This window comes from Streptomyces sp. NPDC059989, from assembly GCF_042736975.1.
Lineage (GTDB): Bacteria > Actinomycetota > Actinomycetes > Streptomycetales > Streptomycetaceae > Streptomyces.
Window position 1 is genome coordinate 15,860 of the sequence record NZ_JBHWUO010000013.1, and the last position, 26,076, is coordinate 41,935.

The 26,076-nt window shown below is 72.1% G+C and carries 24 protein-coding genes and 1 pseudogene; 14 read left to right on the forward strand and 11 right to left on the reverse strand.

The features are described 5' to 3' along the window. Nucleotides 1-54 precede the first annotated feature (54 nt). Nucleotides 55-1,425: an MFS transporter gene (locus tag ACFWBN_RS13840; RefSeq protein WP_385176159.1), complete on the reverse strand. Its 1,371-nt coding sequence runs from the start codon at nt 1,423-1,425 to the stop codon at nt 55-57. 153 nt (nt 1,426-1,578) lie between these two features. Beyond that, complete coding sequence (locus ACFWBN_RS13845) at nt 1,579-2,802, reverse strand: MFS transporter (RefSeq protein ID WP_385175679.1); 1,224 nt, start codon at nt 2,800-2,802, stop codon at nt 1,579-1,581. Between the two features lie 97 nt (nt 2,803-2,899). On the opposite strand from ACFWBN_RS13845, the gene ACFWBN_RS13850 reads away from it, so the two are divergent. Next, nucleotides 2,900-3,913: an ArsR/SmtB family transcription factor gene (locus tag ACFWBN_RS13850; RefSeq protein WP_385175682.1), complete on the forward strand. Its 1,014-nt coding sequence runs from the start codon at nt 2,900-2,902 to the stop codon at nt 3,911-3,913. A 118-nt stretch (nt 3,914-4,031) separates the two neighbouring features. Then, nucleotides 4,032-5,069 carry a PucR family transcriptional regulator gene (locus ACFWBN_RS13855; protein WP_385175685.1) on the forward strand — a complete coding sequence of 346 codons (1,038 nt, stop codon included), beginning with the start codon at nt 4,032-4,034 and terminating at the stop codon, nt 5,067-5,069. Here ACFWBN_RS13855 and ACFWBN_RS13860 read toward each other — a convergent pair. After that, a complete protein-coding gene (locus tag ACFWBN_RS13860) occupies nt 5,038-5,682 on the reverse strand; it encodes a TetR/AcrR family transcriptional regulator (RefSeq protein WP_385175688.1) in 645 nt (214 codons plus the stop codon). The two genes, ACFWBN_RS13855 and ACFWBN_RS13860, sit on opposite strands and share 32 nt — an antisense overlap. Before the next feature lie 74 nt (nt 5,683-5,756). Here ACFWBN_RS13860 and ACFWBN_RS13865 point away from each other — a divergent pair, with 74 nt between their 5' ends. After that, on the forward strand, nt 5,757-6,185 hold the full coding sequence (locus ACFWBN_RS13865) for an ester cyclase (protein ID WP_385175690.1): 429 nt from the start codon (nt 5,757-5,759) through the stop codon (nt 6,183-6,185). 33 nt (nt 6,186-6,218) lie between these two features. Here ACFWBN_RS13865 and ACFWBN_RS13870 read toward each other — a convergent pair whose 3' ends face one another. The 3 genes from ACFWBN_RS13870 to ACFWBN_RS13880 all read right to left on the reverse strand — a co-directional run bounded on the left by ACFWBN_RS13870 (nt 6,219) and on the right by ACFWBN_RS13880 (nt 8,210). Continuing rightward, nucleotides 6,219-7,157 (reverse strand): alpha/beta hydrolase, encoded by a 939-nt coding sequence (locus ACFWBN_RS13870; protein WP_385175693.1) that lies wholly within the window; start codon nt 7,155-7,157, stop codon nt 6,219-6,221. A gap of 83 nt (nt 7,158-7,240) precedes the next feature. After that, complete coding sequence (locus ACFWBN_RS13875; RefSeq protein ID WP_385175696.1) at nt 7,241-7,753, reverse strand: isochorismatase family protein; 513 nt, start codon at nt 7,751-7,753, stop codon at nt 7,241-7,243. 43 nt (nt 7,754-7,796) lie between these two features. Next, nucleotides 7,797-8,210: a DUF4345 domain-containing protein gene (locus tag ACFWBN_RS13880; protein ID WP_385175699.1), complete on the reverse strand. Its 414-nt coding sequence runs from the start codon at nt 8,208-8,210 to the stop codon at nt 7,797-7,799. Nucleotides 8,211-8,293: 83 nt separating this feature from the next. Between ACFWBN_RS13880 and ACFWBN_RS13885 the strand changes: the two genes are divergently transcribed. Both ACFWBN_RS13885 and ACFWBN_RS13890 read left to right on the forward strand, forming a co-directional pair. Further along, nucleotides 8,294-8,881: a TetR/AcrR family transcriptional regulator gene (locus tag ACFWBN_RS13885; protein WP_385175701.1), complete on the forward strand. Its 588-nt coding sequence runs from the start codon at nt 8,294-8,296 to the stop codon at nt 8,879-8,881. 106 nt (nt 8,882-8,987) lie between these two features. Further along, the gene (locus ACFWBN_RS13890; RefSeq protein ID WP_385175704.1) at nt 8,988-10,322 is read left to right on the forward strand and encodes an LCP family protein; all 1,335 of its coding nucleotides are present in this window, start codon (nt 8,988-8,990) and stop codon (nt 10,320-10,322) included. 26 nt (nt 10,323-10,348) lie between these two features. Here ACFWBN_RS13890 and ACFWBN_RS13895 read toward each other — a convergent pair whose 3' ends face one another. Both ACFWBN_RS13895 and ACFWBN_RS13900 read right to left on the reverse strand, forming a co-directional pair. Beyond that, nucleotides 10,349-12,349: an XRE family transcriptional regulator gene (locus ACFWBN_RS13895; protein ID WP_385176162.1), complete on the reverse strand. Its 2,001-nt coding sequence runs from the start codon at nt 12,347-12,349 to the stop codon at nt 10,349-10,351. Between the two features lie 351 nt (nt 12,350-12,700). Beyond that, nucleotides 12,701-12,883 (reverse strand): annotated as a pseudogene (locus tag ACFWBN_RS13900) (helix-turn-helix domain-containing protein); the annotation flags it as partial. A gap of 190 nt (nt 12,884-13,073) precedes the next feature. Between ACFWBN_RS13900 and ACFWBN_RS13905 the strand changes: the two are divergent. Then, entirely contained in the window at nt 13,074-13,298 is a 225-nt protein-coding gene (locus tag ACFWBN_RS13905; protein WP_385175707.1) for a hypothetical protein, read from the forward strand. Nucleotides 13,299-13,337: 39 nt separating this feature from the next. Beyond that, nucleotides 13,338-13,586: a hypothetical protein gene (locus tag ACFWBN_RS13910; protein ID WP_385175711.1), complete on the forward strand. Its 249-nt coding sequence runs from the start codon at nt 13,338-13,340 to the stop codon at nt 13,584-13,586. Nucleotides 13,587-13,635: 49 nt separating this feature from the next. On the opposite strand, the gene ACFWBN_RS13915 is transcribed toward ACFWBN_RS13910, so the two are convergent. After that, nucleotides 13,636-14,205 (reverse strand): DinB family protein, encoded by a 570-nt coding sequence (locus ACFWBN_RS13915; protein ID WP_385175714.1) that lies wholly within the window; start codon nt 14,203-14,205, stop codon nt 13,636-13,638. Nucleotides 14,206-14,337: 132 nt separating this feature from the next. On the opposite strand from ACFWBN_RS13915, the gene ACFWBN_RS13920 reads away from it, so the two are divergent. Continuing rightward, on the forward strand, nt 14,338-14,925 hold the full coding sequence (locus tag ACFWBN_RS13920) for a DUF1720 domain-containing protein (RefSeq protein WP_385175716.1): 588 nt from the start codon (nt 14,338-14,340) through the stop codon (nt 14,923-14,925). A 201-nt stretch (nt 14,926-15,126) separates the two neighbouring features. Then, nucleotides 15,127-15,735, forward strand: a complete 609-nt coding sequence (locus ACFWBN_RS13925) for an HPP family protein (protein WP_385175719.1) — start codon at nt 15,127-15,129, stop codon at nt 15,733-15,735. 14 nt (nt 15,736-15,749) lie between these two features. Here the strand turns inward: ACFWBN_RS13925 and ACFWBN_RS13930 are convergent, their stop codons facing one another. Further along, nucleotides 15,750-17,915, reverse strand: a complete 2,166-nt coding sequence (locus ACFWBN_RS13930) for an MMPL family transporter (RefSeq protein WP_385175722.1) — start codon at nt 17,913-17,915, stop codon at nt 15,750-15,752. A 41-nt stretch (nt 17,916-17,956) separates the two neighbouring features. Beyond that, on the reverse strand, nt 17,957-19,609 hold the full coding sequence (locus ACFWBN_RS13935) for a hypothetical protein (RefSeq protein WP_385175725.1): 1,653 nt from the start codon (nt 19,607-19,609) through the stop codon (nt 17,957-17,959). Between the two features lie 261 nt (nt 19,610-19,870). Between ACFWBN_RS13935 and ACFWBN_RS13940 the strand changes: the two genes are divergently transcribed. From ACFWBN_RS13940 to ACFWBN_RS13960, 5 genes are all read left to right on the forward strand, one after another. Continuing rightward, the gene (locus ACFWBN_RS13940; RefSeq protein ID WP_385175728.1) at nt 19,871-22,426 is read left to right on the forward strand and encodes a discoidin domain-containing protein; all 2,556 of its coding nucleotides are present in this window, start codon (nt 19,871-19,873) and stop codon (nt 22,424-22,426) included. 129 nt (nt 22,427-22,555) lie between these two features. Next, nucleotides 22,556-22,996: a DUF6086 family protein gene (locus ACFWBN_RS13945; protein ID WP_385175731.1), complete on the forward strand. Its 441-nt coding sequence runs from the start codon at nt 22,556-22,558 to the stop codon at nt 22,994-22,996. Nucleotides 22,997-23,076: 80 nt separating this feature from the next. Then, nucleotides 23,077-23,655 (forward strand): hypothetical protein, encoded by a 579-nt coding sequence (locus tag ACFWBN_RS13950; protein WP_385175734.1) that lies wholly within the window; start codon nt 23,077-23,079, stop codon nt 23,653-23,655. Nucleotides 23,656-23,724: 69 nt separating this feature from the next. After that, entirely contained in the window at nt 23,725-25,299 is a 1,575-nt protein-coding gene (locus ACFWBN_RS13955) for an FAD-dependent monooxygenase (RefSeq protein ID WP_385175737.1), read from the forward strand. 88 nt (nt 25,300-25,387) lie between these two features. Next, nucleotides 25,388-26,059, forward strand: a complete 672-nt coding sequence (locus tag ACFWBN_RS13960) for a hypothetical protein (RefSeq protein ID WP_385175740.1) — start codon at nt 25,388-25,390, stop codon at nt 26,057-26,059. The last annotated feature ends 17 nt before the right edge of the window (nt 26,060-26,076 follow it).

Consider the following 26,076-nt stretch of genomic DNA (forward strand, 5'->3'; position numbering starts at 1 on the left):
GACCTGACCTGACCTGACCCTGAACCGTGCCGCGTGACAGGGTACCGGCGCGGATCAGCGGGCGGCCGGCGCGGCCGTGGCAGCCGGCTGGTCCTGGTCCCCCGACTTGTCCTCGGCGGCCTCGGCGCGGCTGAGCGCGGCGTTGCGGGTGTCCGGCATCAGGACGTAGGTCACGAGGGAGACCAGCGCGCACCCGGAGACGTACCAGAAGAACATCTTCTCGTGGCCGCTGCTCTTGAACCACAGCGCCACGTACTCCGCCGTGCCCCCGAAGAGCGCGTTGGCGATCGCGTAGGGGAGCGCCACGCCCAGGGCCCGTACCCGGGTCGGGAACAGCTCGGCCTTCACCGCCGCGTTGATCGAGGTGTAGCCGGTGACGATCACCAGGGCCAGCAGGGACAGACCCAGCGCGGACCAGTACGAGGAGGCCGACCCGAGCGCGGTCATGATCGGGTACGTGCCGACGGTGCAGCCCACGGCGAAGGTGATCAGCAGGGGACGCCGGCCGATCCGGTCGGACAGCATCCCGGCGAAGGGCTGGAGCACGGCGAAGAGGGTGAGGGCGGTGAAGCTGACCAGCGTGGCGGTCGTCTTCGCCATGCCCGCGCTGCCGACGAGGTACTTGGTGAGGTAGGTGGTGTACGTGTAGTAGGCGACGGTGCCGCCGAGGGTGAGGGCCATGACCAGGCCGGCCTGCCGCCGGTGCTCCCACAGGGCCTTCAGCGTGCCGCGCGTGCTGTCGTCGTGGGCGCCCTCGCCCGCCGACTGCTCCTTGAACGCGTCGGTCTCCTGGAGCCTCCGCCGCAGCCAGAAGACGACCACCGCGAACAGTGCCCCGAGGAGGAACGGGATCCGCCAGCCCCAGCTCTCCAACTGGGCGGTGCTGAGCGTGTGCTGCAAGGTGATCAGGATGCCGAGACCGAGCAGCTGGCCGCAGGTCATCGACACGTACTGGAACGACGAGCCCAGGCCGCGCCGATTGCGGGCCGACGCCTCGGTGAGGTAGGTGGCGCTGGCCGCGTACTCGCCGCCGATGCTCAACCCCTGGAGCAGCCGGGCGAGGAGCAGCACCAGAGCGCCGAAGTAGCCGGCTTGTCCGTAGGTCGGGGCGACGGCGATCAGCAGGGCGGCCACCGACATCATGGTGACGGTGAGCGTGAGCGCGCTCTTGCGGCCGTGCCGGTCGGCGGCCCGGCCGAGGATCCACCCGCCGACGGGGCGCATCAGGAAGCCGACCGCGAAGATGCCCGCCGTGTTCATCAGCTGCGTGGTCGGGTTGTCGCCGGGGAAGAAGGAGTCGGCGAAGTAGATCGCGAAGCTGGCGTAGACGAACCAGTCGTACCACTCGACGAGATTCCCGAGCGACCCGCCGATCAGGGCGAGACGGCGCTTCTTGCGCTCGTCCGCGGGCGGCGATCCGGGCATGACGGCGGACGAGGACATGGCGGCTCCAGGCGGACGGAAGTCCCTGATGCGGGACGGAGACCTTCCCCAGCGCCCCCGACGCTGGGGAAGTTCCCAGAGCATGCGTCGGCCGTCACACCGGGACAAGGCCCGGCAGCGAGATCTAACGTTCCGCTAAGAAAGCCCGGGCGCGGTGGCCGGATTCGGTGCGACCTGCTTCCGCCGCCGGATTCCGGGGCGGCGGCGCGGGAACAGGTGGCGCACCAGAGCGGCCGCCGCGAGCAGGGCGATCAGCGCGCACACCGCCGGCCAGCCGAACGCGGAGTGGGCGCGGACGCCGCACCACGATCCCGCGGTGCCGCCCAGGTACGCGCAGGTCATGTAGGCGGTGTTGAGCCGGCTGCGGGCCTCCGGGCGCAGGGCGTACACCCGCGACTGGTTGGCGACCATGCCGCACTGCATGGCCACGTCGAGCAGCAGGGTGCCCGCCGTCAGTGCGGCCAGGCCCGCCGCGCCGCCCAGGCCGCCCACCGCGAGGACCGCGGCCGAGGCGAGGATCCCGAGCAGGGAGACGAGGTTCACCGGGTCGGGCCCGTGGCGGTCCACCAGCCGCCCGGCGAATGGGGTGCACAGCAGGGTGACCCCGCCGACCAGGGCCAGCAGGCCGATGGCCTCGGCGCCCAGCCAGTAGACCGGGCCGGTCAGGAGCAGGGCCAGGCTGGTCCAGGCCGCGGAGAACGCTCCGAAGGCGGCGGCCTGGTAGAGGCAGGAGCGGCGCAGCTCCGGCTCGGAGCGCAGCAGGCGCAGCGGTTCCGTCAGGAACCGGGCGTACGGCTCGCGGGCGGCGGCCGGGGTCGTGGCGGGGACCGCGTACGCCGTGACGACGGCCAGGACGAGGGCCACGACCGAAGCCACCAGATACGGGGCCCGCCAGCCCAGCCACTCGCCGAGGGTCCCGCTGAACGTACGGGCCAGCAGCATGCCCCCGGTCGATCCGCTCAGCAGCGTGCCGATCGCCTCGCCCCGGCGCTCGGGCGCCACCAGGCCGGCCACCATCGGGCCGATGATCTGCGCGGCCACGGTGGTCAGCCCGACCAGGGCGCTCGCGGCGACCAACGGCGGCAGCGACGGGGCGCAGCCGGCGCCCAGCAGCGCCAGCGCGGTCAGGGAGAGCAGGACGACCAGGAGCGAGCGGTGCCGGATCCGGTCGCCGAGCGGCACCAGCAGGACCATCCCGGCGGTGTAGCCGATCTGGGTGGCGGTCACCACCAGCGCGGCCGCGTCGGCCGGGACGTCCAGCCCGGCGGCGATCAGCGGACCGATGGCCTGCGGGAAGTAGAGATTGCCCACGGCGACCGCGCAGGTCACGGACAGGATCAGCACCAGTCGGCGGCTCATCCGGCCACCGGCTCGGCCGGAGTGCGAGTGGGGGAAGTCATGGAGGGAAGTCCACGGCACCGCCCACCCCCTGCCAATTGATGTAGCGTACGGCTTAATGATCAGCTTCGAGCTCGGTGTGGAGGACCTCGCGCACACGCGCTTCGCCGTCTCGCCCATAGGCGAGACCGTGCTGAGCCTGCGCGTGCTGCGCGACCCGGGCCTGTCCGCGCTGCACCTTCCGTGGCGCAGGTCCGTACTGGCCCGGCTCGGCGGCCTGGACACCGGCCTGTTGATGTCCCTGGTGGCGGACCGGCTCACCCTCCCGGACTTCCTGACCCCCAGGCCCGCGTCCTTCGAGCCGGCCTTCGAGGAGGAGCTGGCCGTCGTCCGCCGGTCCCCGCCGGACCTGGTCCGCCGCGATCTGCTGGCCGCGCACGCCCCGGATCCGCTCCCCGCGCCCCTGCGCGCGGCGACCGCGCCGCAGGACGCGCCCGTCATCGCGCTCCGCGACAGCATCTGCGAACTCCTGCACCGGTACTGGGAGATCGCCGTCCAGCCGGTCTGGCCGCAGATCCGGCTGGTCGCCGAGGCCGACATGACCTACCGGGCACGTCAACTGGCCCGGGGCGGCGCCCGGCTGCTCTTCGCCGACATGCACCCCCGACTGACCTGGGAGGACGAGGGATCCCGGGGTGTGCTGCGCATCCACCGGACCATCCTCGGCTTCCACGCGAAGGCGTCCGGCCGGGGCCTGCTGCTGGTGCCGTCCGTGTTCGCCCACAAGCCCGCACCCCCGGTCGGCCCGGAGGAACCGCCCCACCTGCTCTACCCGAGCCGCGGCGTGGCGACGCTCTGGGGACCCGAACCCGCCCGTGACCCCTCCGACCCGGAGGGCGCGTCGGCCCTCGTACCGCTCCTCGGCGCCCCCCGGGCCCGGCTGCTCGGCCTGCTGGCGGAGCCGCTGGCCACGATCGAACTCGCCCGCCGGCTGCGGGTCACCCCCAGTGCCGTGTCCCAGCACCTGCGGGTGCTGTACGCCGCCGGTCTGGTCACCCGCGCCCGCCAGGGCCGCCAGGTCCTCTACCGGCGCAGCCCGCTCGGCGACCAGCTCATCGCCGGACGCCCCTAGGGCCTGTCATCATCACGCGGGTCGCCCGTGGGGTCATCCGCCAACCGTCGCGCTTCCCGCGCCGATCGCGCGCCGATCGGCGCCCCTGCTCCCCGCCGCGGGGCCCTATCCTCCTGCCATGGAGGCACTGGCCGTACGACTGTCGGGACTGGATCCCTACGTCGAGGGCGCGATCCGCGTCGTCGCGTTCTACGACACGCTGATGCGCCGACGCGTGGATCTCCCGGCGCTCGCCCGGGCCTCGGCGGGCCTGGCCGAGTGCGTGGCCGGGATCCGGCTCCACGGCACGGGGCGGGTGATCCGGGTCTCGCCCGACGGCAGGCCGGCGTCCGCCCCGCCGGCACCCGCGTCCACCACGGAGCCGATCACGCTCGACGAGGAGGAGATCGGCACGGTGTGGCTGGAACGCGCCGGCCCGCCGAATCCGCTCGACGAAGTGCTCCTGGAACGGTTCGCCCTCGCCGCCGCCGCGGTCGTCGAGCGGTACGGCCCGGCCCGCACCACCATGGCCGACCCGGCCCTCGTCGAGCTGGTGATCAGCTCCGACAGCGAAGAGGCGGCCAGAGCAAGGGCGTTGCGACTCCTGGGATTCGCCGCCGACCTGCCGGTGCACGTCGTCGCCGTACGCTCACAGCTCCCGCTCGACCGGATCGGCGGCCTGCTCTGCCCGGCCCGCCCGGTGAAGGCGGCGCCCCTCGCCGACGTCGGCGTCATCCTGGCCACCACCGTGGACCCGGCCCGCATTCCGGCAGGCGTACAGGCGGGCGTCGGCGGCGCCGGCAGCCCCGACCGGTCCTGGCGCGAAGCGCGCACCGCCCTCCGCTTCACCACGCCACGCCGGCCGGTCGTCACCTACGACGACCTGGGGGCGCTGGCCCTGCTCGCCGAGGTACCGCAGGACGCCGTGCGCGACAACGCCGACGTGGCCGCGATCGCCCGCATCGCCGACCACCCGGACGATCTGGAGACCCTGGACACGTACTGCGCCACCGGCTCCCTGCGCCGGGCCGCCGACCTCCTCCACCTGCACCACAGCAGCGTCGCCCGCCGACTGGAACAGATCGGGAAGACCCTCGGCATCGAACTCACCGAGCCCGCCGGCCTGATCCGGGCCAGGCTGGCCCTCACCGCCTGGCAGCTGCTCGACGGCCGGTGACCGAAGTGCCGAGCAGCTTGGTGAGGAACCGTTCGACCTGCTCCTCCAGCGGTGGCCAAGCGACGTCGGGTTGGTTGAGACGCATCGATACCGCGCCGTGGACGGCCGCTCGCAGGTCCAGTGAGACGGTCGCGGCGTCGTCGACCGGCGCGAGCCCGGCGTCCATGCATCGCTGGACCGCGGCTGTGGTGCGGTCGGCGAGCTCCTTCTTGAATTCCATGTGCGCGCGCTGGTTGAGGGTGCTCTCGTGGAGCACTTTGTACAGACCTGGGTGCTGATGGGCCCAGGCGCCCAGGACGCGGATGCGGGCGCGCAGTTTGGCCAGGGGGTCGCCGGCGTCGGCCTCGGCTCGGTCGACGGCTTCCATGAGATCGCGGTGACAGCTCTCCATCGCCGCGACGACGAGAGCGTCCCGGTCGGCGAAATGGATGTAGACGGAGGTGGCGGCGACGCCGGTCTCGCGCGCCAGAGCGCGCATGGACAGGGCCTGGTCGTCCGCGAGTTCGTCGAGCAGTCGGAGAGCGGCGGTGAGGATCTCCTCGCGCAGTCGTTCGCCCTGGCCTCGCCGGTTTCGGCCTCGCGTGCGGCCCTGTGTCGAGGAGGTCGTGTCCATGTGGGCCAGTGTAAAGGAGCGCATGTTGCGCTACAGTCGTAGCACTACACGCGTTCACTTATGGAGGCAGGATCATGACCGCCCCGTCCCAGAGCCACGTGAGCATGTCGGGTGTTCCGCTCGACCCGAAGCTTGAAATGAACAAGCAGACCGTCCTGGCCTTCTATGAAGCCGGCCTGAACGACAAGGATTTCGACGCCGCCTCGCGTCTCATCGGTGAGCGCTACGTGCAGCACAACCCGTTGATCGCCGACGGTCTGGAAGGCTTCAAGGGGTTCGTCACCTACATCAAGGAGACCTTCCCCGAGTTGCGCGCCAACGTCCAAAGGGTCTTTGCCGAGGGGGACTTCGTCATCGCGCACGTGCACGGGGTGCGCGTACCCGGGCAGGCCGGCACGGCCATCGTCGACATCTTCAAGCTCGAAGACGGGAAGATCGTCGAGCACTGGGACGTGATGCAGCCGGTCCCGGACAGCGCCGAGAACCAGAACGGAATGTTCTAGTGCTGTGGCCGGGGAGGTTTCCCGGCCACAGCACTAGGGAGTGCCGCGGAGCAGGGCGCCGAACTCGGCGATCATCTCGGTCACCGCGACGTCGGCCGCCTTCGACCTGCTGTCGAAGCTGAGGAAGCCGTGGATCAGTCCGGGATAGAGGTGCCGGTGCACGCGGACGCCGGCGGCGGCCAGGGCATCCGCGTACGCCAGCCCCTCGTCGCGCAGCGGGTCGCAGTCGCCGCAGCCGACGACTGCCGGCGCCAGGCCCGCGTGGTCGGCGGCGAGCAGCGGAGAGGCGGGTGGGTGGCCGGCGGCCGGCCCGGAGTCCTCGCCGAAGTACAGGGCGATGTCGCGCTGCACCTCGGCCGTGGTCAGCAGGTTCCCGGTGGCGTTCTCCGCGAGCGAGGGGTACGCGCGGCCGGGGCTGAGGTCGGTGGCCGGGTAGGCCAGCAACTGGGCCGCCAGCGGCCGCCCTTCGTCGCGGAAGGCCAGCGCCACCCCGGCGGCAAGATTGCCGCCCGCGCTGTCGCCCGCCAATCCCAGTACCCCGCCGCCGAAGTCGCCGGGGTGGTCCCCGACGTGGGTGGCCACGCTCGCGCAGTCGTCGAACGCGGCCGGGAAGGGGAACTCGGGCGCGAGGCGGTAGCCGACGCTCACGACGACGGCCGAGAGGTCCCGGCACAGCCGCCTGCACACCCCGTCGTGCGTGTCGAGGTCCCCGACGACGAATCCGCCGCCGTGGAAGAAGAGCACGGTCGGCGCCGGGCCCTCCGTACGCGGCCGGTACACCCGCACCGGTACCCCCACCAGCCGCTGGTCGGCGACCGCGCCGACGTCGAGGGGCGGGCTGGGCGCGACGGCCAGCGACAGGGCGCGGTTCCCCGCCCGCATCTCCGCCACCGACGGGGGCGCGGCGGGCTCCGGCCCGGCCACCCCGAACTCCGCCAGCAGGGCCGCGATCTCTGGGTCCATGGTCGGCATGCCCCCAGCATGCCGACCGGTCCGGCCCGGCCCGGGGCCCCACTCCGGGCGGCCGGCGGATTCACCGGGTTGGCAGGGGGTGGCTACGAGGGCATGATCTCGGCGCAGGAGAGCACCGTGCCGAAGCGGGGGAGGTTCAGGGTCACCGAGGCCTCGTGCTCCGCCGCGGTCAGGGCCGTCATCGCGTCCTCGGCGAAGACCAGCTCGTAGTCGAGGTCGGAGGCCGCGCGGGCGGTGGACTCCACACCCATGTTGGTGGCGATGCCGGCGAGGACGAGCGTGGAGACGCCCAGGCCCCGGAGCAGCTCGTGCAGGCCGGTCTCGTGGAAGGCCCCGACCGTGTGCTTCGTGACGACCTCGTCGGCCAAGGCGGCCACCCGGGCGTGGAGTTCGCTCCCGGCCGGCTGCTGCGCGACCTTCGGCCGGTCCACCCGGACGGCCACCACGGGCGCACCGACGGCCCGGAACCGCTCGGCCAGCCCGCAGGCGGCCTCCAGGGCCTCGGCGCCGGGGCGCGGGCCCAGCTCCAGACCGATGATCCTCGGCATGAAGTCGATCAGCACGAGTGCGGTGCGTGAGGGTTCCGGAGTGATCACCCGGCCAGCCTACAGGCGGCCGCCGTGCCTGTGGCGGGAGCGCTCAGGCCGGGTCCGGAGCCGCGGTCCGGGCCGCCCGATGGGCCTTCTCATCGGCGTCCGCGAGCCAGAAGTACAGCGGTGGCATGACGAGTTCGACGACGGTCAGCCCCACCTGGAAGCCGTGCGGCCACCCGTGCACGGAGAGCGACAGCAGTCGCCCGACCGCCCCGAGCAGGAACACGCCGGCCAGCCACCGGACCACGCCCGCCGGGATCGGCGACTGCCTGGCCGCCCAGATCCAGGCGAGTCCGTAGCCCGCGAAGGTCGCGCCCAGGAACCGGCCCAGGCTGTCGACCGTCGCGCCGGCCGAACCCGCGCCGGGTATCGCCGCGTTCCCGAGCACCACGTGTCCGAGCCCGATCGCCACGCAGGCGAAGCCCATCGTCCGTGCGAGCCACTTGAGAGTCCTGGCCATGCTCCGACCTCCCACCCCGATAAGTAGACGTGTGTCTACTAGTAGGGGCCACTAGTAGACGTGTGTCAAGTAGGATCGGTCGCGTGCCTCCCCGCCGACGCCTCAGCCCCGACGAACGCCGCGCCCAGCTCCTCGACGTCGGCGCGCGGCTCTTCGCCCAGCACCCCTACGAGGAGGTGCTGATGGAAGACGTCGCCGAGCGGGCGGGAGTCTCCCGCGCCCTGCTGTACCGGCACTTCGCCGGCAAGCAGGAGCTCTTCGCGGCCGTCTACCGGCAGGCGTCCGACCGGCTGCTGGAGCAGGTCCCGCTCGACCGGCCCGGTGACGTGCTCGGCCAGCTCGCCGACGGACTCGACGTGCACCTCGACTACTTCGTCGCCCACCGCAACACCGTGCTCGCGGCGAACCGTGTCCTGGCGGGCGACCCGGTGGTCCAGACGATCATCGACAGCGAGCTCGACGTCCTGCGGACCCGGCTCCTGGAGGTCCTCCCGCTCGCCGACGACTCCGTCCGGGCCGCCGTGGCGGCGGTCCTGAAGAGCTGGCTGGTGTTCGTCCGGGTGCTCTGCCTGGACTGGCTCACCGTGGAGACGTGCACGCGCGCGGAGCTGCGCGAGACCTGCATCGGCGCCCTGCTCGGCGCCCTCCGTCCGTTCCTCCGGGCGGTGTGAAGGCGTTCCTCTGAACGGGCCGTTCACCCGCGTGTCCGGGCCGTCCGCGGGCGCGCGCGGCATATCGTCTGCACTCCTCGCCGCCCTCACCGTGTCAGGAGCCTTCATGCGTCGCCTCCTGGTCGCCACCGCCCTGCTCGCCGGGCTCACCGCCGGCTCGCAGTTGTGGGCCCACCCGGGGACAGCCGGGAGGGAAGCGCCCGCGGGGGCCGTGCCCCACTCCCGCGGCACCAACATCCTCGTCGTGGGCATCGACAGCCGCGCAGGCCTGTCCAGGGAGGAGATCAACCGCCTCCACGTCGGCGGCAAGGGCTGCAACTGCACGGACGTGATGATGCTGGTGCACCTGTCCGCCAACGGGCGACGGGCGAGCGTCGTGTCCATCCCCCGGGACTCCTACACCGAGTACGCCACAGACGAACAACCCCGCCCACTCGGCAAGATCAACGGTGCTTTCGCGCGCGGCGGCGGCCCCTTGACCGTGCGCACCGTCGAGCAGGCCACCCGTCTGCACATCGACCACTACCTGCAGACCGACTTCAGCGGCTTCGAGAGCACCGTCAACCGCCTCGGCGGAGCGAAGGTCTGCACCGACAAGCCCCTGACCGACGAGAACTCGGGTCTTGACCTCGCGCCCGGAACCCATCACGTCGACGGCCGCGTAGCCCTGCGCTACGTCCGCGCCCGCCACATCGCACCGTTCTCCGGCGACCTCGGCCGGGTCCGGCGCCAGCAGCGGGCGGTCGTGGAGATGCTGTCGCGCCTCACCGCGGAGGAGGCGCTCGCCAGTCCGACCGCCGCGGCGCACACCGCACGTACCCTGCTGCAGTCCGTCACCACGGACGAGCGGACCGGCCTCGGCGACCTCGTCCGGATCGGCCTGGCCCTCGGCCGGCTCAATGCCGACCAGACGGAGTTCATGACCGTGCCCATCTCCGACTTCGATCACCGCGTCCCGGGCGTCGGATCCACCCTCGTGTGGGACAAGGACCGCTCCCAGGCCCTGTGGACCGCCCTGCGCGCCGACCGTCCCTTCACCGGCGACCCCCGCATCCAGCCGCCCGGCGGGGTGCCCGTCGCGCATGCTCCCTCCTCGCTGCAGGTCAGGGTCGACGACGCCGAGGTCGCGGCGGCACTGCGCGGCAACGGCTTCATCGTCCAGGAAGCCGCCGCCCCGCCCGGAACGCCGGCGCCCACAGGCCCGACCGTGATCACGTACGACCCCCTCCACGAGCGCTCCGTACAGACCCTGGCGTCGGCGCTTCCCGGGGCGGTTTTGCGGTCCGTCCCGGGCCACGGCAGTACGTTCGACGTCGCGGTGGGGGACCGGGGGCGCAAGGTCGTCACCGTCACGTACGACCGCAGCTCGGTCGAAGGCGCGGCGGTCACCGGGTCCCACCTCGGCTGCGACTACCTCATGAGCACGCCGACCGCCCGGTAGGGCGTTCGCACGGCCGCCTTCTGGAGTCACACCGTCCGTTGGTCGGATCCGGACCCGGGCGCGGACCCGGACTCGGCCCCGGGCATGGGTGTCGACGCCGCGAACGTGGCGGGCGCATAGCCGGTGTGCCGCTTGCGGAACGAGTCGCCGAGGTGGTGCTGGAGCCGGCTGTGGCGGAACTGGTAGACCGCACCGGTCTGCCGCAGCACGCCCCGCCGGTAGGCGTCGTCCAGGAAGGCGACCGTGTCCCAGGGCAGCCTGCCGGTCAGCGGCAGCCAGAATCGGGAGAGGATCACCCACTGGCCCCAGGCGGTGAAGGCGAAGGCGTACGAGAACGCGCCGGCGAGCCCGGTCACGGCCCCGAAGAACACCCCGTCCGTCAGCAGCGACCAGTTCAGCGGTCCGAGGACGTGCCGCAGCAGATCGACGAGGAGACCCCCGCCGAGCGCGATCGCGAGGGTCAGCGCCGGTACGAGCACGAGCACCTGCCGGCCCACCGTCGCGCGGTTGGACGACAGCAGGCCGATCGGAGTGGCCGCGGAGGCGATGTCCAGGGGCGCTTCAAGAACGGCCATGAACCCGAAGACCACTCCGGCCGCCGAGCCGAAGATCAGTCCGAAGGCCAGCATGTTGATGAGCGTGCCCTCGATCACCGAGCCGCTGGTGAGCGGGATCCCGTTGAACAGCACACGTTCCAAGGTGAGGGTGCAGGCACAGCCGACGCCCACCACGAATCCGCCCAGCAGCAGGGTCCCGAACCGGGCGGCGAAGGTGCGCATCGGACTCCGCCCGATGCGGGTGCGCGCCGTACGGGCGCCCGGCAGTCGCAGTCGTACGTGGGTCGGTTCGAAGGCCGTTGTACCGAACCTCGTCAGGAGCCAGTACACGGATCCGAAGGCCACTCCCGCTATCGGCCCCATCAGGGCCCCCTCCAGGACGACCTTGCCGAGTCCTATGGCGATGCGGCCGCCGAGCAGGTGGATGACCCCGCCGACGAACCACACGGCCAGGGTGGTGCACAGTGCGCAGGTCAGGGCGGCGGTGATGACGCGCGTCGAGCGCCGTAGCGAGTCGCCGATCCGCCACCAGGCGAGGTCCTGCTGGTCGACCTCGTCGAGCCGGGCCAGGTGGTGCGCGAGGTAGCCCAGCCAGTGCCGGACCAGCTCGGCGTCGCGGTCCGGCCGCCGGCGCGGATGGCCCGCGGCGGTCCGCGCGGCTGCGCGGCGCCGGTAGACCGTCGGTACGAAGCCCGCCAGCAGATGTTCTTCGAGGGAGTGCTCGGTGGGGAAGCGGGTGGTGTCCAGGAGTTCCTCGGGATCCGTGACGGGTGCTTCGCTGTAGAGCGTCCGCGCCAGGATGACCATCAGCGGGGTGCTCAGGACGGCGGCGAGGTTCCTGCTCGCCCGGGTGTCCTGGGTGCGCAGCGCCTCCAGGACGAGGTCCCACACGTTGCCGTTCCGGCCCCGGGTGCTTCCAGGGGCGCTGACGGGCCGGGAGGTACGCGGAAGGTAGTCCGTGAGGTCGCCGGGGGTCAGGTCGACGAGTTCGACGCTGGCCGCCCACACCAGCGGGCTCCCTGCCGCCTCGACCGCCTCGGCGAACTCCCCGCGGCGGCTGGTCAGGACGAGCGGCATCGAGGTGTCGTTGAGTGCCGCGAGCGCGTCGCTCCGCAGGCCCTCCGCGATCTCGTCGAACCCGTCCAGCACCGGCAGTATCAGGTCGGCGTCGACCAGCGCGGCGGCCAGGGTCGATCCGCTGGGGACGCGCTGGATCAGATGGGGGTGGTCGCGCAGCAGCCGGTCGATCAGCCAGTCGCGCAACGTGATGGCCGTCGGGTCCCAGGATCCGAGGCTGAAGATGACCGGAACCCGGTGAGTGACGGGGGCGGGGGCGGCCAGGAGGTCCAGGACGAATCTGATGGTCAGGATCGACTTGCCCGAGCCGGCACGTCCGAGGACCACCAGCCGACCGGACCGGATCCGCCGGTAGAACTCGGCCACGGTGCGCAGATCACCGCCGAGTTCCAACCCGCCCGATTTTCCTCCGGCCGGCAGACGCTGAATGTTCGCCGTATGGTCCGTCAGGTCCTGGGGTGCCTTCTGCCATCGCACCGGCAGCGGAAACGGATCGTGGACTCGCCGCTGTTCCTCTTCGAGCTGCCAGCGGCGCCTGATTTCCCCCGCCAACTCCGCGGCCGCATCGGCGAGTGCGGCCGGTATGCGAGCCGGCGCGGGATCCGGCAGGGAGTCCGGCCCGGAAGGGGATTCGGAATCCGATGCATCGGAGCCCGGTGTATCGGAAGTCGACTCGGAAGGCGATTCGAGAACGGGCTCGGCCGGCACGTTCGCGAGGGTGGCCGCCAGGAGCAAACGATCCTCCGGCCCGGCCCCCAGGGCATCCGCGAGCTGATTCACCGTCTTCAACCGGTGATCGGTGAACTTCCCGGTCTCCAGCCTGCGGATGGTGCGGACACTCACCCCCGACCGCGCCTCCAGCTGCTCCTGTGTCAGCCCCGCCTGAAGGCGCAGCCGACGTAACAGCCTGCCGAGCTCATTCGCCACTTCGGCGCCCTCTCCACCTGCGCGTACGGCCTGCGCGCGAGCCTACCGTGACGACCGGCCATATGTGGCCGGTCCCATGGCCTGTTCGCTGAGCAGCACGAACACCAGCATCAGTGGTGTCCCGGTCGCCGGCCCGACCCGAGTCGGCACGAGGCAGGACCCGATGTCCGGGCGTCCGAGAGGAGTCGACATGGCATACCGCCACTGGTGCGGCGAGTGCAGTCACAAGACGGCGTGGCTCAGCGAGTCGGAGAGCGAGCAGCAGCTGATCGAGCACTACGCGAAGCAGCACCCCGGGGTTCTCCCGGGCGGCAGCTTCGAGGTCAACAAGAAGGACCCGAACGGCCTCGGGTGTCTGCCGATGCTGGGGATCCTGTTCGTCCTGCTGCTCCTCGCCGCGCAGTGCCAGCGCTAGCAATTCAAGTCCGTACCGTCCCGAACCGAAGGGTGGATCATGGCCGGCAGGCGTGAGATGAAGGAACACCAGAAGTGGCTGGAGAGGGAATGGCTGGGAAGTGAGGTCAGGCTGTTCGGGGCGTGCGTGGCCGGCCTTGCCATCGCCGCCGGCGATGAATGGGGAAAGCTGAGCGAACGGGAACAGCAGTTCCTGGTCCTGCACTTCGCCGGCCTCAGGCCGACCCGGGCGGATGTCTACGACCAGGCCCGCGAATACTGGGAGGGATTCAGCACGGGAGTGGGCTAGCTGGTTATCGACCCACCGGCTATTGGCCCACCGGTTATCGGCCCACCGGCTATTGGCCCACCCTGCCGTCGACGCACTCGCGCAGCAGGTCGGCGTGCCCGCAGTGACGGGCGTACTCCTCGATCCTGTGCACCATCAGCTCCCGCACCGCGATCCCGTCCTTCCCCAGACGCTCGCCCAGGTCCGGGTGCTCGGCCAGCGCGGCGTCGGTCGCGGCCTGCTCGCGTTCCAGAGCGGCGTACGCGGCGTCGACCTCGGCCTGGTCGGCGACGGCTCCGTCGAAGTCCGCGTCGCGCTTGCCGTACAGCTTCGGCAGCGGTTCCCCGTCGGTGATCCAGTTGCGCCAGTCCCGTTCTGCCTCGGCGAGGTGCCGGAGCAGGCCGAGCAGCGACATCGTCGACGGGGGGACCGACCGGCGGGCCAGCTGCTCCGGATCCAGGCCCTCGCACTTCATCCGTAGGGTCATGCGGTAGCCGGTCAGGAAGTCCTGCAGCGTCTCGAGTTCGCCGTCCGGGCTGGCCCCCTGGTTGTGGCGGGGGTCGTCGTCCGGATCCGCCCACATGTCGGGGTAGACGGTGGCCTGGGTCCAGCGTGCGGGTTGATCGCTCATGCGTGCCATGTTCGTCCGCGGGGGCCCGAGTTCGCCAGTTCTTTACGGCCGCCGTCTCACCCTTCGTACACCTGGTGGCACAGATTGACATTTTGTTTAAGCTGAGCGCCGCTCGCTTTCGATGCCGCCAGGAGATCCCGCATGTCCACGCCCCAGCAGCCCGGTTACGGCTACCCCCAGCAGCCCTACGGCCAGCAGTTCCCGCCCCCGCCCAAGCAGGGCATGAGCACCGGCAAGAAGGTCGCCCTGGGGTGCGGCATCCCCACGGTCCTCGGCCTGATCCTGGTCGCCGGCTGTACCGCCGTGGTCGGCAAGGCCGCCGACGACGTCAGCAAGGAGCTGGACAAGAACCACGACTCCGCCGCGGTCGCCCCCTCCGGCTCGGCCAAGGCCGGCGACACCTCCAAGGTCGGCGAACCGGACATCACCAAGGACGTGAAGGTCACCGCCTGCGCGGTGAAGACCGGCGACTACGACCTCAAGGAACTCGAGGTCAAGATCGACTACACCAACAGCGGTGACCGCCGCTTCAGCTACCTCGTCGAGGGCGAGGTCCTGGTGAACGGGGAGAAAAAGGCCGACCTGCTGTCGACCGCTTCGAACCTCGCGCCCGGCCAGAAGTACACCGACGAGAACGCGGGCGCCCTCGGCTACGAGATCGCGAAGGCCGCGAAGTCCGGCGACAAGATCGAGTGCAAGCTCCTCAAGGTGTCCCGAAACTCCTACTGAGCCCCGCCCCCACGAGACCCCCGCCGGGGAGGGCGGGGGCCTTGTTCCCCGCAGAGGTCGGCGGCCGCGACGGCGGAACCCGCACTCCGGCGCTCACCCCCGGGCCGGTCTTCGAACGCGTGGCGGATAGGGTCATGGCGGTCCGCCCCCCCCGCACGTGACCGGACCGCCTGCCGCCTGCCCTGGAAACACCCCGCACCCATGATCACCGACGCCCTTGCGCGCACCACGCCCCCTCCTGCCCCGGCCCCGGGCGCCTCAGGCGACGGCGCCGGCCCGCCGGCAGTCCCCGAGCCCACGCCCGGAGAGCAGGGGCCGCGCAGGGTGACCGGCCGGGCCCCTGCCCGGCCCACCCCGGCGGCCGTCCTCCACAGTGTCAGCGCGGCGACCGCGGTCCTGCTGGGGCTCGTCGCGATCGGCGCGATGCTGCACGAGCCCGTACTGATACCGCCGCTGGCGGCGAGCGCCGCCCTCGTGCACAGCGCCCCCGCCCTGCCGCTGGCCCAGCCGCGCAGCGTCGTCATCGGGCACCTGGTGGGCTGTGCCCTGGGCTACGCCGTCCTCGCGGCCGCCGGCAGCAGTGCCTGGGCGGCGGCCGCGGCGGCGGGTCTCACCCTCGCGGTGAACATGGCGGCCCGTACCCCGCACTCGCCCGGCGTCGCCACCGCCGTGGTCGTCGTCCTGCAGACTCCCGAGGCCGGCCGGTTCGTACCCCTGCTGTTCGGCTCCACCGTCCTGCTCGTCCTGACCGGCTACGCCGCCTCCCGGGTCCGCCGCAAGGCACCCAGGTACCCCGCGTACTGGTGGTGACCGGCCCCCCCCGCTCAGGCCCGCGATGCGGAGGCGGCCGCGGCGGGGCGCTCCTCGTGCCCGGCGGGCAGGGGAGGGGGCTTGCCGACGGCCCGCCGGAGGGTGTGCGGCGCCCACCAGTTGGCGTTGCGCAGCAGCGTCATCGTGGCGGGGACCAGCAGGCAGCGGACCAGGGTGGCGTCCACCGCGACGGCGATGGCCAGGGCCGTCGCCAGCTGCTTCATCACCATCAACTCGCCCGTGGCGAAACCGATGAAGACCACGCACATCAACGCGGCGGAGGAACTGATGATCCGGGCGGAGCGCTGTACGCCGACCTCGACCGCACGGTCGTTGTCCAGGCCGGAGTCGTGGAACTCCTGGATGCGGGACAGCAGGAACACCTCGTAGTCCATCGACAGGCCGAACGCCAGGGCGAACACCACCACGGGCAGCCAGTACCCCAGCCCGCCCAGGGTGTGCACCCCCAACAATCCGGCGCCCCATCCGTCCTGGAACACGAGGACCAGGGCGCCGAACGACGCCCCCAGCGAGAGGGTGTTCATGGCGATCGCCTTGAGCGGCAGCAGCACCGAGCCGGTCATCATCAGCAACAGCACGAAGGTGGTCAGGGCGATCAGCGCCGCCGCCTGCGGTGCGTGGTCGACGACCTCGGCCCGGAAGTCGATGTCCAGGGCGTTGCGTCCCGTGACCCAGATCGGGAAACCGGCCGGCCGTGCCGCCCGGATGTCGTGGACCAGCCGGTCGGCGGCACCGCCCGCGGCCTCGGCCCTCGGCACGATACGCAGTACGGCCACCCCGGGGCCCGCGGGCGCGGCCGGGCCCACCGTCTCGACGTCCGGCCGGCCCGCGAACCGGCCCGCCCACGCCGCGAGGCGAGCCGGTTCGGTGCGGGCCACGACGACCACCGCGTCCGCGCGGTGCTGGGGGAACCGCTCGGTCACGGCGTCGGCGTAGCGGCGCGCCTCGGCGGCCGGCGGGAGCTGGCGTTCCCCGACGGGGCTGACCAGGTGGACCCGGAGGAAGGGCGTGGCGCAGGCGAGCAGCAGCACCCCGACGCCGACCGCGACCGGCAGGGCGCGGCGCCGGGTCCAGCGGGCCAGCCGGGCGAACGCGCCGAAGTCGGTGTCGGGGGCGGCGCACGCGCCGATCCTCCTCGGGAAGGCCGCCAGGAGCGCCGGGGTCAGAGTCAGCGCGGCGGCGAGCGAGAGGGCGACGGTTCCCGCCGCGGCCAGCCCGATCGCGGCGAAGAAGTCGCTCGGGAAGGCCGCCAGCCCGCAGAGCGCGGCGGCGACGATGAGCGCGGCGAACAGGATCGCGCGCCCCGCGGTGCCCATGGTGCGCACGACCGACTCCGGGACGCCGTGCCCCGCGGCCCGCTCCTCCCTGAACCGGCCCACCGTGACCAGCGAATAGTCGATGGCCAGGCCGAGCCCCACCATCGTGGTCGTCGAGAGCGCCGGGGAGGTGAGGTCGTACCAGTGGGACAGGACGAGCAGCCAGAGCATCCCCGTTCCGACCGTGCACACGGCCGCCACCACCGGTACCGAGGCCGCCACCAGGCCACCGAAGAGCAGGTAGACCACCGCCAGCGTCACGGGCAGTGTGATCATCTCGCTGCGCCGGGTGTCGGCCAGCGACTGCGCCGCCACCGCGCGGCGCGCCCGGTCGCTGCCGCCCAGGGTCACCTCCAGGCCGGGGACGGCGCCGGCGATCCGGCGCAGTCGGGATTCGACGGCGCGCTCGGCGCTCTCCCGGACCCGGTCAGGAAGGGTGCGCTCCAGCCGGACGGAGATCAGGGCGGCCTTCCCGTCGGCCGAGACGCCCGGAGCAGGCCGATCTTGGCCGGCCTGGCCGGCCCGGCCCGTCGGGGCGGTCACCGACAGCACACCGGTGATCGCGGACACATCACGCCGTACGGCGGCCAACTCCCGCTGGAACCCCGGATCGGCCACCGGCGCGCCCGCCACGACCGCGTCGATCTGCCCGCTGAAGGAACGACCGCCGTCCATGAGGCGGTTTCCCCGCACCGACTCGTGCGCGGCCACGCTCCACGGCTGCCGGTCCAGCCGGTCCATCACCGGGCCGACCGCGCCCAGGCCCGCGCCCAGCAGCACCAGCCACATCACCAGGACGAGCCGGTGGTGGCGGACGCACACGAGAGCGAGCCGGGCGGACACCGGCCTGCCGGACGGGCCCCTCCCAGACCGCGGCATCGGGCTCAACCAGCGCATCGGCGGACCCCGATCCCGTACGAGGAGCCGACCGTGACGTCTCCCGGCCGACCCACCGTCAGCCGGGTCAGCCCGCTGTCGCCCGCGGCGGCCAGGCAGCCGCCCTCCGCGCGGAGCCACGGCGAATGGGCGATCCTCAGCGTCACGGTTCCGGGCACGGGCATCCGTACGACGAGCTCGGCGCTGTCCGAGCGCACCACGGACGCGGGCGGATCCACCAAGGGCACCGGCTCCTTGACCCGGTAGATCCGCCAGTTCTCGTCCCGCCACACCGCATCGAGGTACGGGACCCCGCGCGTCACCAGCGCGTATTCGCGCTCCGATGCGGCGTCCAGCGGGCCCTCGTGGAGCACGACGAATCCGACGGCCCAGTGGTCGAGCCAGGCGCGGTAGGCGGCCGGGGTGAACGTTCCCGCTCGCACGCCGGCCCCGCCGTACCCGTCGTAGAACAGCGGCCCTCGTTCGACATCGGCCTGCCGGTTCCAGCCGCGCGCCAGGTTCACGTACGGGGCCAGCACCGCGGCCTCGCGATGGCTGCGGGCCATGACCACCTCGACCCGGGTCCGGTCGGCCCCGAGCCGTGCGAGTGCGCGTACGACACCACCGCTCTCCGCCGCCCACCGGGGCACGACCGCCGTGTCGGTGACGTGGGCCACCGTATTGCCGCCCACCCAGACCAGGGAGAGCGCGAGGGCGGCCGCCGCGGCGATCCGCCGCCAGGACCGCACCGTCATCACGGCGGCCAGCAGCAGGGGCGGCGCCAGCAGATTGGCCAGCCGCTCGGCATTGGTCCCGACCGGCGAGGGGATCGCACCGGCGAGCACGACTCCGGCCGCGTACACCGCCGTAGCCGATCTCACCAGCCGCCAGGAGCGCGGGGCGGTCAGGGCCACGGCCGCGCCCATGAGCAGCGGGGGCCAGATCCGCAGGAGGGGCAGGGGCTGTTCGCCCTGAAAGGGGAACAGCCAGGCGGTCACGCCCAGGACGGCCATCGGAGGCAGCGTCATCGCGGCCGCCCCCGCCCACCGGCGTCTCAGCGCACAGGCCGCGCCGACCAGCACGAGGAACAGCCCGGCGACGGGGCTCGCCATCGCGGTCAGCACCGCGCAGGCGGCCGTGAGCGCGGCACGGCGCCCGCTCGTGAACGCCAGCACGGCGGCGAGCCCGAAGGCGACGCCCAGCATGAACGTCGAGCGCCCCGAGGCCACCTGGCACCAGAGCATCAGGGCTGAGGCCAACGCGGGCCAGTGGGGGCGGCGGACCCCCGCGCGGGCCCAGAGCCGGCCCATCAGCCAGGTGGACGCGAGTCCGCTCGCCGCGGTGACGGGGACCACCCCGAAGGCCGCCATCAGGTAGGGGGAGATCAGGCTGTAGCCACCCGTGTGCAATCCGCCGTACCAGGACAGGTTGTAGACGGACCCGGGGTGGCGTGCCACGAACCCGGCCCAGGCCTCCTGCGCCGCGAGGTCCCCGCCGCCCGTCGCGAGGGCCCCTGCCCACAGGGCGTACAGGGGGAGCACGAGCGCGGTGGCGGTCAGCGGCACGCGGTGGCTCCGGTGCCCCGGTTCACCGGCGGGCGCCGCCCGCGTGCCGAGCGGCGGGACCGGGTGCGGGGAGGGTTCGAGTCGGACTGCGGTCACGGGGGCGGACTCCGTTCGGCTGTTCTACGGGGCTGCCCGGTCAAACGATCGACGAGGGCCCGCGTACGCGGTCGGCGGCGATCACGAGTCGAATGCCGGATCGGCCTCGGATCGGCCTCGGAGCGCACGGGGGCCGGTCCGCCGCTCCGCGCACCGCTCGAAGTCGATGATCTTCCCGCCAACTCTCTTTAGTTTTAGGCGAGTTGATGCTCTAATGACCTATCTTCCAGGGCGTATGCCCATTCGCCCCAGGAGGTCAGATTGCAGTACAGGCGACGCTCCCTCGCCTTGCCCCGCGCATTACGCCGCTCCTACCTGCTCATAGCCTTCGGCCTCGGCTCGCTGCTGATCGGTCTGGTGCCGTGGCTCGGGGTCGCGGGCCCGGCAGCGGCCGCCCGCCCCCCGGAGCCCCGACCGGCACCCGTGCCCTTCGACCAGCAGACGGCGCAGCAGTCACCGCACCACGGCATCGCTCCGGCGAACGCCATGGAACCGACCGCTCCGGTCCTCGACCGGACCGGATGGACGGCCACGGCAGGCGACGAGGAGACCGTGGGCGAGAACGGCCGCGCGGCCAACGTGCTCGACGGCAACGCCACCACCATCTGGCACAGCAAGTGGACGGGCACCCCCGCCCCCCTGCCGCACACGATCACCATCGACATGCACCGCACGGCAGTCGTCTCCGCGCTCGTCTACCGCCCCCGCGCCGACGGGGCCAACGGGCGCATCGGCGAGTACAGCCTCAGTGTCAGTACGGACGGACAGGACTGGGCGAGCCCGGTCGCCACCGGCACGCTCGCCGACGACGCCGGCGCCAAGACGCTCGGGTTCGCCCCGCAGGGCGCCCGGTTCGTACGGCTGACGGCGCTCACCGAGGCCGGCGGGCGCGGGCCCTGGACCTCCGCCGCCGAGATCGACCTGCTGGGCGACCCGGGCACCCCGGCGGCCACCGTCGACCTGGCGCGCACCGGATGGACGGCAACGGCCGGCGACGAGGAGACCGTGGGAGAGAACGGCCGCGCGGCCAACGTGCTCGACGGCAACGCCAACACCCTCTGGCACAGCAAATGGTCCGGGACCCCGGCGCCCCTGCCGCACACCATCACCATCGACATGCACCGCACGGTGGCCGTCTCCGCCCTCGTCTACCACCCCCGCATGGACGGGCCCAACGGCCGGGCAGGCGCGTACACCGTCACCACCAGCACCGACGGCACCACCTTCGGCCCACCGGTCGCCGCGGGCACCTGGCGGGACGACGACACCGTCAAGACCGCCACCTTCACCCGTACCGAGACCGTCCGCTCCATACGGCTGACCGTGACCACCGAGGCGGGCGGCCGCGGCCCGTGGACCTCGGCCGGCGAGATACGCCTGAGCGGACCGGCCAGCCCCGCCGTCCACGGAACCTGGGACCGGATCACCGGCTTCCCCCTCGTGCCCGTGGCCACCGCCGCCCTGCCCGGCGACAAGCTGCTCGCCTGGTCCGCGTACGCGGTCGACCGCTTCGGCGGCAGCAACGGCTACACCCAGACCGCGATCCTGGACCTGAAGACCGGCAAGGTCACCCAGCGCCGCATCGACAACACCGGCCACGACATGTTCTGTCCCGGCATAGCGATGCTGGCCGACGGCCGTGTGCTGGTCACCGGCGGCAGCAACGCGGAGAAGGCGAGCATCTACGATCCGGCCACCGGCGAGTGGTCCGCCACCACCAGCATGAACATCGCCCGCGGCTACCAGGCCATGACCCTGCTCTCCACCGGCGAGGCCTTCGTCCTCGGCGGATCCTGGAGCGGGGCCGCGGGAGACAAGGCCGGTGAGGTCTGGTCGCCGGACACCCGCACCTGGCGGGGGCTCCCGGGAGTCTCCGCCGTCCCGGCGATGACGGCCGACCCGGCCGGACCCTACCGCTCCGACAACCACATGTGGCTGCACGCCACTTCGGGCGGCAAGGTCCTGCAACTGGGCCCCAGCAAGCAGATGAACTGGATATCGACCAGCGGCACCGGAAGCATCACCCCCGCCGGCGCCCGGGCCGACAGCCAGGACGCCATGACCGGCAACGCCGTCGCGTACGACATCGGCAAACTCCTCACACTGGGCGGCTCGCCCGCCTACGAGAGGACCCCCGCCACCCAGCGCGCGTACACCGTGAGCATCTCGGGCAGCCAGGTCCAGGCCGCCCGCACGGGAGACATGGAGCACGCCCGCGCCTTCAGCAACAGCGTCGTCCTGCCCGACGGCAAGGTGGCCGTCTTCGGCGGACAGGCCTACCCGGTGCCCTTCAGCGACGCGACCTCGGTACTGGCCCCGGAGCTGTGGGACCCGTCGACCGGCACCTTCACCCCGCTCGCCACCATGGCCATCCCGCGCAACTACCACAGCGTGGCCAACCTGTTGCCGGACGGGCGGATCTTCTCCGGCGGCGGCGGCCTGTGCGGCGACTGCGCGACCAACCACGCCGACGGGGCCGTCTTCACACCGCCGTACCTGCTCAACGCGGACGGATCGCCGAAGCCGCGCCCTGCCATCACCGGAGGGGTGCCCTCCACGGCGGCCCCCGGCGCATCGCTCACGGTGACCACCGAGGCCCCGGTGGCGTCGTTCGTCCTGATGCGGGCCGCGGCCGCCACCCACTCCACCGACAACGACCAGCGACGGGTTCCCCTCGTGTCCACGGCCACGGGAACCGGCGCGTACACGGTGTCCGTACCCGCGGACACCGGGGTGGTCCTGCCGGGCACGTACATGCTGTTCGCCCTCGACGCCCAGGGCGTACCGAGCACCGCCCGGTTCATCACCATCTCCTGAGCTCCGCGAGCGTTGGCCGGCCGGCTCTCCGGCCGACCGGCCAACGCCGCCTGACCAGGACGTAATTCGGACGACGATGATGACCGACTGGATACGCTGGCCGGCCGTGAACAGCCGGGAGGCGTGAACATGAGCCAATACTTCGACATCGGTGACGAGACCCTGTGGAACCCGTCCAACGGGGCTGCCCGCATGTTCTGCCGGCACGTGGCGGTCTTCGAGGCCGATCTGGAACTCCCCTCGGGCATCGGCCCGATGGAGAACGACGAGTGCCAGATCGACCCGGCCACCTTCGAGACCTTCGTGAACGCCCTGCTGGCGCGGCACCGAAGAACGAGCCACGCCATCATGCTGGCGCTCTCCGAGGGCTTCGTCGCGACGGTGCTCGTCCTCGCCGAGCGCGCGGGCATCACGGTGGACTGGGCAGAGCTCGGTGCCGCCCCGAACGGCCCGCTCGAAGACGTGCAAGTCTCTGCCGGCGCAGGCATGTCCACCCCGGCGGACGGCGGAGCATGGGGGTCGGGACTGCGCGAGAGAGCCCGCGAGCTGGGTCGCCGCATGCCCAACTGAGCCTCTGATTCACTGGGGGCATGGGGATCGGGGTATGGGGGGCACGGGCACGGCGGTTGGCGGCACACGAGGGGCGGTGGATGACGAGCCTCGGACTGTGGGCGGCTCGGCGCACGGACGGGGTCGGAGCCGCGGACACCGCCGTCGGGTACGCGCGTGCTCAGGCGCCGACGGCGTACGGGCTGGTCTTCGTGTTCGTGGTCGAGACGGTCGGAGTGTCCTTCATGCTCGCCGCGTATCCGGTCGCGCACCTGATCATGCTGCTCCTCGACCTCTACACGGTGTTCCTGGCCCTGGGGCTGCACGCCGCGGCCGTCACACGCCCGCACGTCGTGGGACAGGGCGGGGTGCGGGTGCGGCGCGGTGCTGGGCTCGACCTGTGGATACCCCTGGAACGGATCGCGTCGGCCCGCTACGACCTCCGGTTCCCGAACGCCAACCAGCCCGAGGACGGCGTGCTGGAGCTGGCCGTCGCGTCGCAGACCGCGATCACTCTCGAACTGACCGGTCCGGTCACCGCGGTGAGCCTGTTGGGGAGACGTACGGAGGTCCACACGGTCCGCTGCCACGCCGACGATCCGCGGGCCGCCGTCGAGGCCGTCAACGCCATGTTGCCGGTCAAGCAGCATGGTGGAGAGGGCGCGCCGACCATCGGGTGAATGCGCGTGGATCCGCCCGGCGGCAGGGTGGGATGAACGGCGGCCGAAGGTGAGCAGGAGGAGCCCGACATGCCCGTGGCGAACACCGAGGTGGACGTATTGATCGTCGGTGGTGGGCCGGTCGGACTCACCGCGCGGGCGCTACTGGAACGCTGGGACGTGCGGACCCTACTGGTCGAGAAGCGCCGCGAGCTGTCGCCGTTTCCCCGGTCCCGGCTGGTCAACGCGCGCTCGATGGAGATCTACCGCCAGCTCGGCCTCGCCGCCGACATCGCCGCCGGCGCCTTCGCCCCGGAGTTCGGTCGCGTCCGCTTCCGCGACACCCTGTACGACAGCGACTTCGCCACGGCGGCGATGGTGGGGGTCAACGCGCCGATCCCCGAAAGCCCGGTGATCGGCGTGGTCACCTCGCAGGACCGTCTGGAACCCACCCTGCTCGCCGCGGCCGACGCACCGGTGCGGTTCGGGGTCGAGCTCATCGACCTGACCGAAGGGCCCGAGAGCGTCCTGGCCGTGCTGGTCGACCGCAGGAGCGGTGAAGAGACCCGCGTGCGCGCCCGCTACGTGGTCGCCGCCGACGGCGCGAACTCCACCATCCGCCAACGGCTGGGCATCGGCACCACCGGCCCCGGGGCGATGGCGGGTTTCAGTACCGTCGTGTTCGACGCGGACCTCAGCCGGTGGTGCGCCGAGCAACCCGCCGGGGTCTACTTCACCGCGCACGGATCCTTCGCCCCGCTCTACCCCGAAGGGGGCTGGGCCTGGTTCGGCCCCACACCCGAGGACACGGCGCAGGTCGACTGGCCCGACCTCGTCTCGCGCGCCCTCGGCCCCGGCGCCGAGGTACGGGCCGAGGTGGTGCGGGTCCAGCACTGGGTGATGAACGCGTTCGTCGCCGAACGCTTCCGCCACGGCAGGATCCTGCTGGCCGGCGACGCCGCGCACGCCATCCCCGTCTTCGGCGGCATGGGCATGAACGCCGGCGTCGCCGATGCGCACAACCTGTGCTGGAAACTGGCGGGTGTCCTCCACGGGTGGGCCGGACCGGGTGTGCTGGACACCTACGAGACGGAACGACTGCCCGTCGCCCACCTGACCCTCCGCCAGGCGGTAGCCAACACCCAACTCGCGCTCCACGTGCTCGGCCGGCGCCGCGAGCAACTCCAGGCCGGTGGAGCGGCGGCGCCGGAGCAGGTCGAACTGCCCTGGTCCGACCGCTACTTCGCCCAACTGGGGCTCGTGTTCGGAGTCACCTACCGCTCTGACGCCATCCTCGGTGACGGCCACGTCCCGCCCGAACCGTCCGACGTGGGCACGGACTACGTCCCCACCGCGGAGCCGGGCCACCGCATGCCGCACCTCTGGCTCGCACCCGACCGCTCCACGCTCGACGCCTTCGGCGAATGGTTCACCCTGCTCACCGCGGACCCCGTCCCGTGGCAGCAACAGGCCGCCGCTCCATGGCCGTTGCGCGTCGAGACCCTGGCCCGCGAGCACGCGGACGTCTGCGGCCTCCCTCCCCAGGGGGCACTGCTCATCCGACCCGACGGCCATGTCGGCGCCCGCTGGGGCGACCGTCCATCGAAGGATTCCACCCTCCGCGAAGCCCTCGCCACCACCACCGGCTCGACCTCCGCGCGCTAGTCGCAGGGCGGACGGGGGCGTTGTCCGGAGAGCCGTGCGTACTGTACGTTGAACGTGTTCAATTGAACGCGTTCAAGGGGTGGGGATCGTGGTGGCGGAGCGTCAGGGTGTGTCGGCGCAGCAGCGGGGTTGGGCCGTGGCGGCGGCCGTGGTGGCCGGAGGGGTGGCGGTGTTCGGGCTGCTGATCTCCACGTTTCTGGGCGCGTACTTCGTGCTCTGTGCGGGTGTGGTCGCGGTGCCGCTCCTCTTGCGGGGCCAGCCGAAGGCGTTCGCCCGAACCTGTCTCGTCGTGGGCGTGGGCCTGCTGGGCTGGGGGCTGATCGGCGCCCTCATCGGCATGTTCCTGTTCCTCCCGGCAGCCCTGTTGCTGCTCGCCGCGGCCTTCGTGGACCCCGGCAACCGACCCGGCGCACGGTGGGCGGTGGTGACACCCCTCGCCGTTGCGGCAGCCGTCTGGCTCGCCTTCGTGCCGAACCCGCACGAGGACCCGGACAACGAACCGCCCCCGTTCTTCAGCGCGAAACTGGACTCCGCCAACCGGCTCAAGGGCGAGGAGTTCCACCAGACCAAGGAACGGCTGCGCGGCTTCGGAGCCACCGAGGTCGAAGTGGGGGAGATGGCCGGGGAGTTCAAACTCCACGTCGGGATGCCGAGGAGTTTCGCGGCCGGGCAGAGCCGGGAGGCGCTCGAAGAGCAGATAGCGCAAGTGCCGGGGGTGGTCGAGGTTCGCTTCTGCACGTTCCACACCTGCGGCTGGTGAGCGGCCCGCCGCGAGCC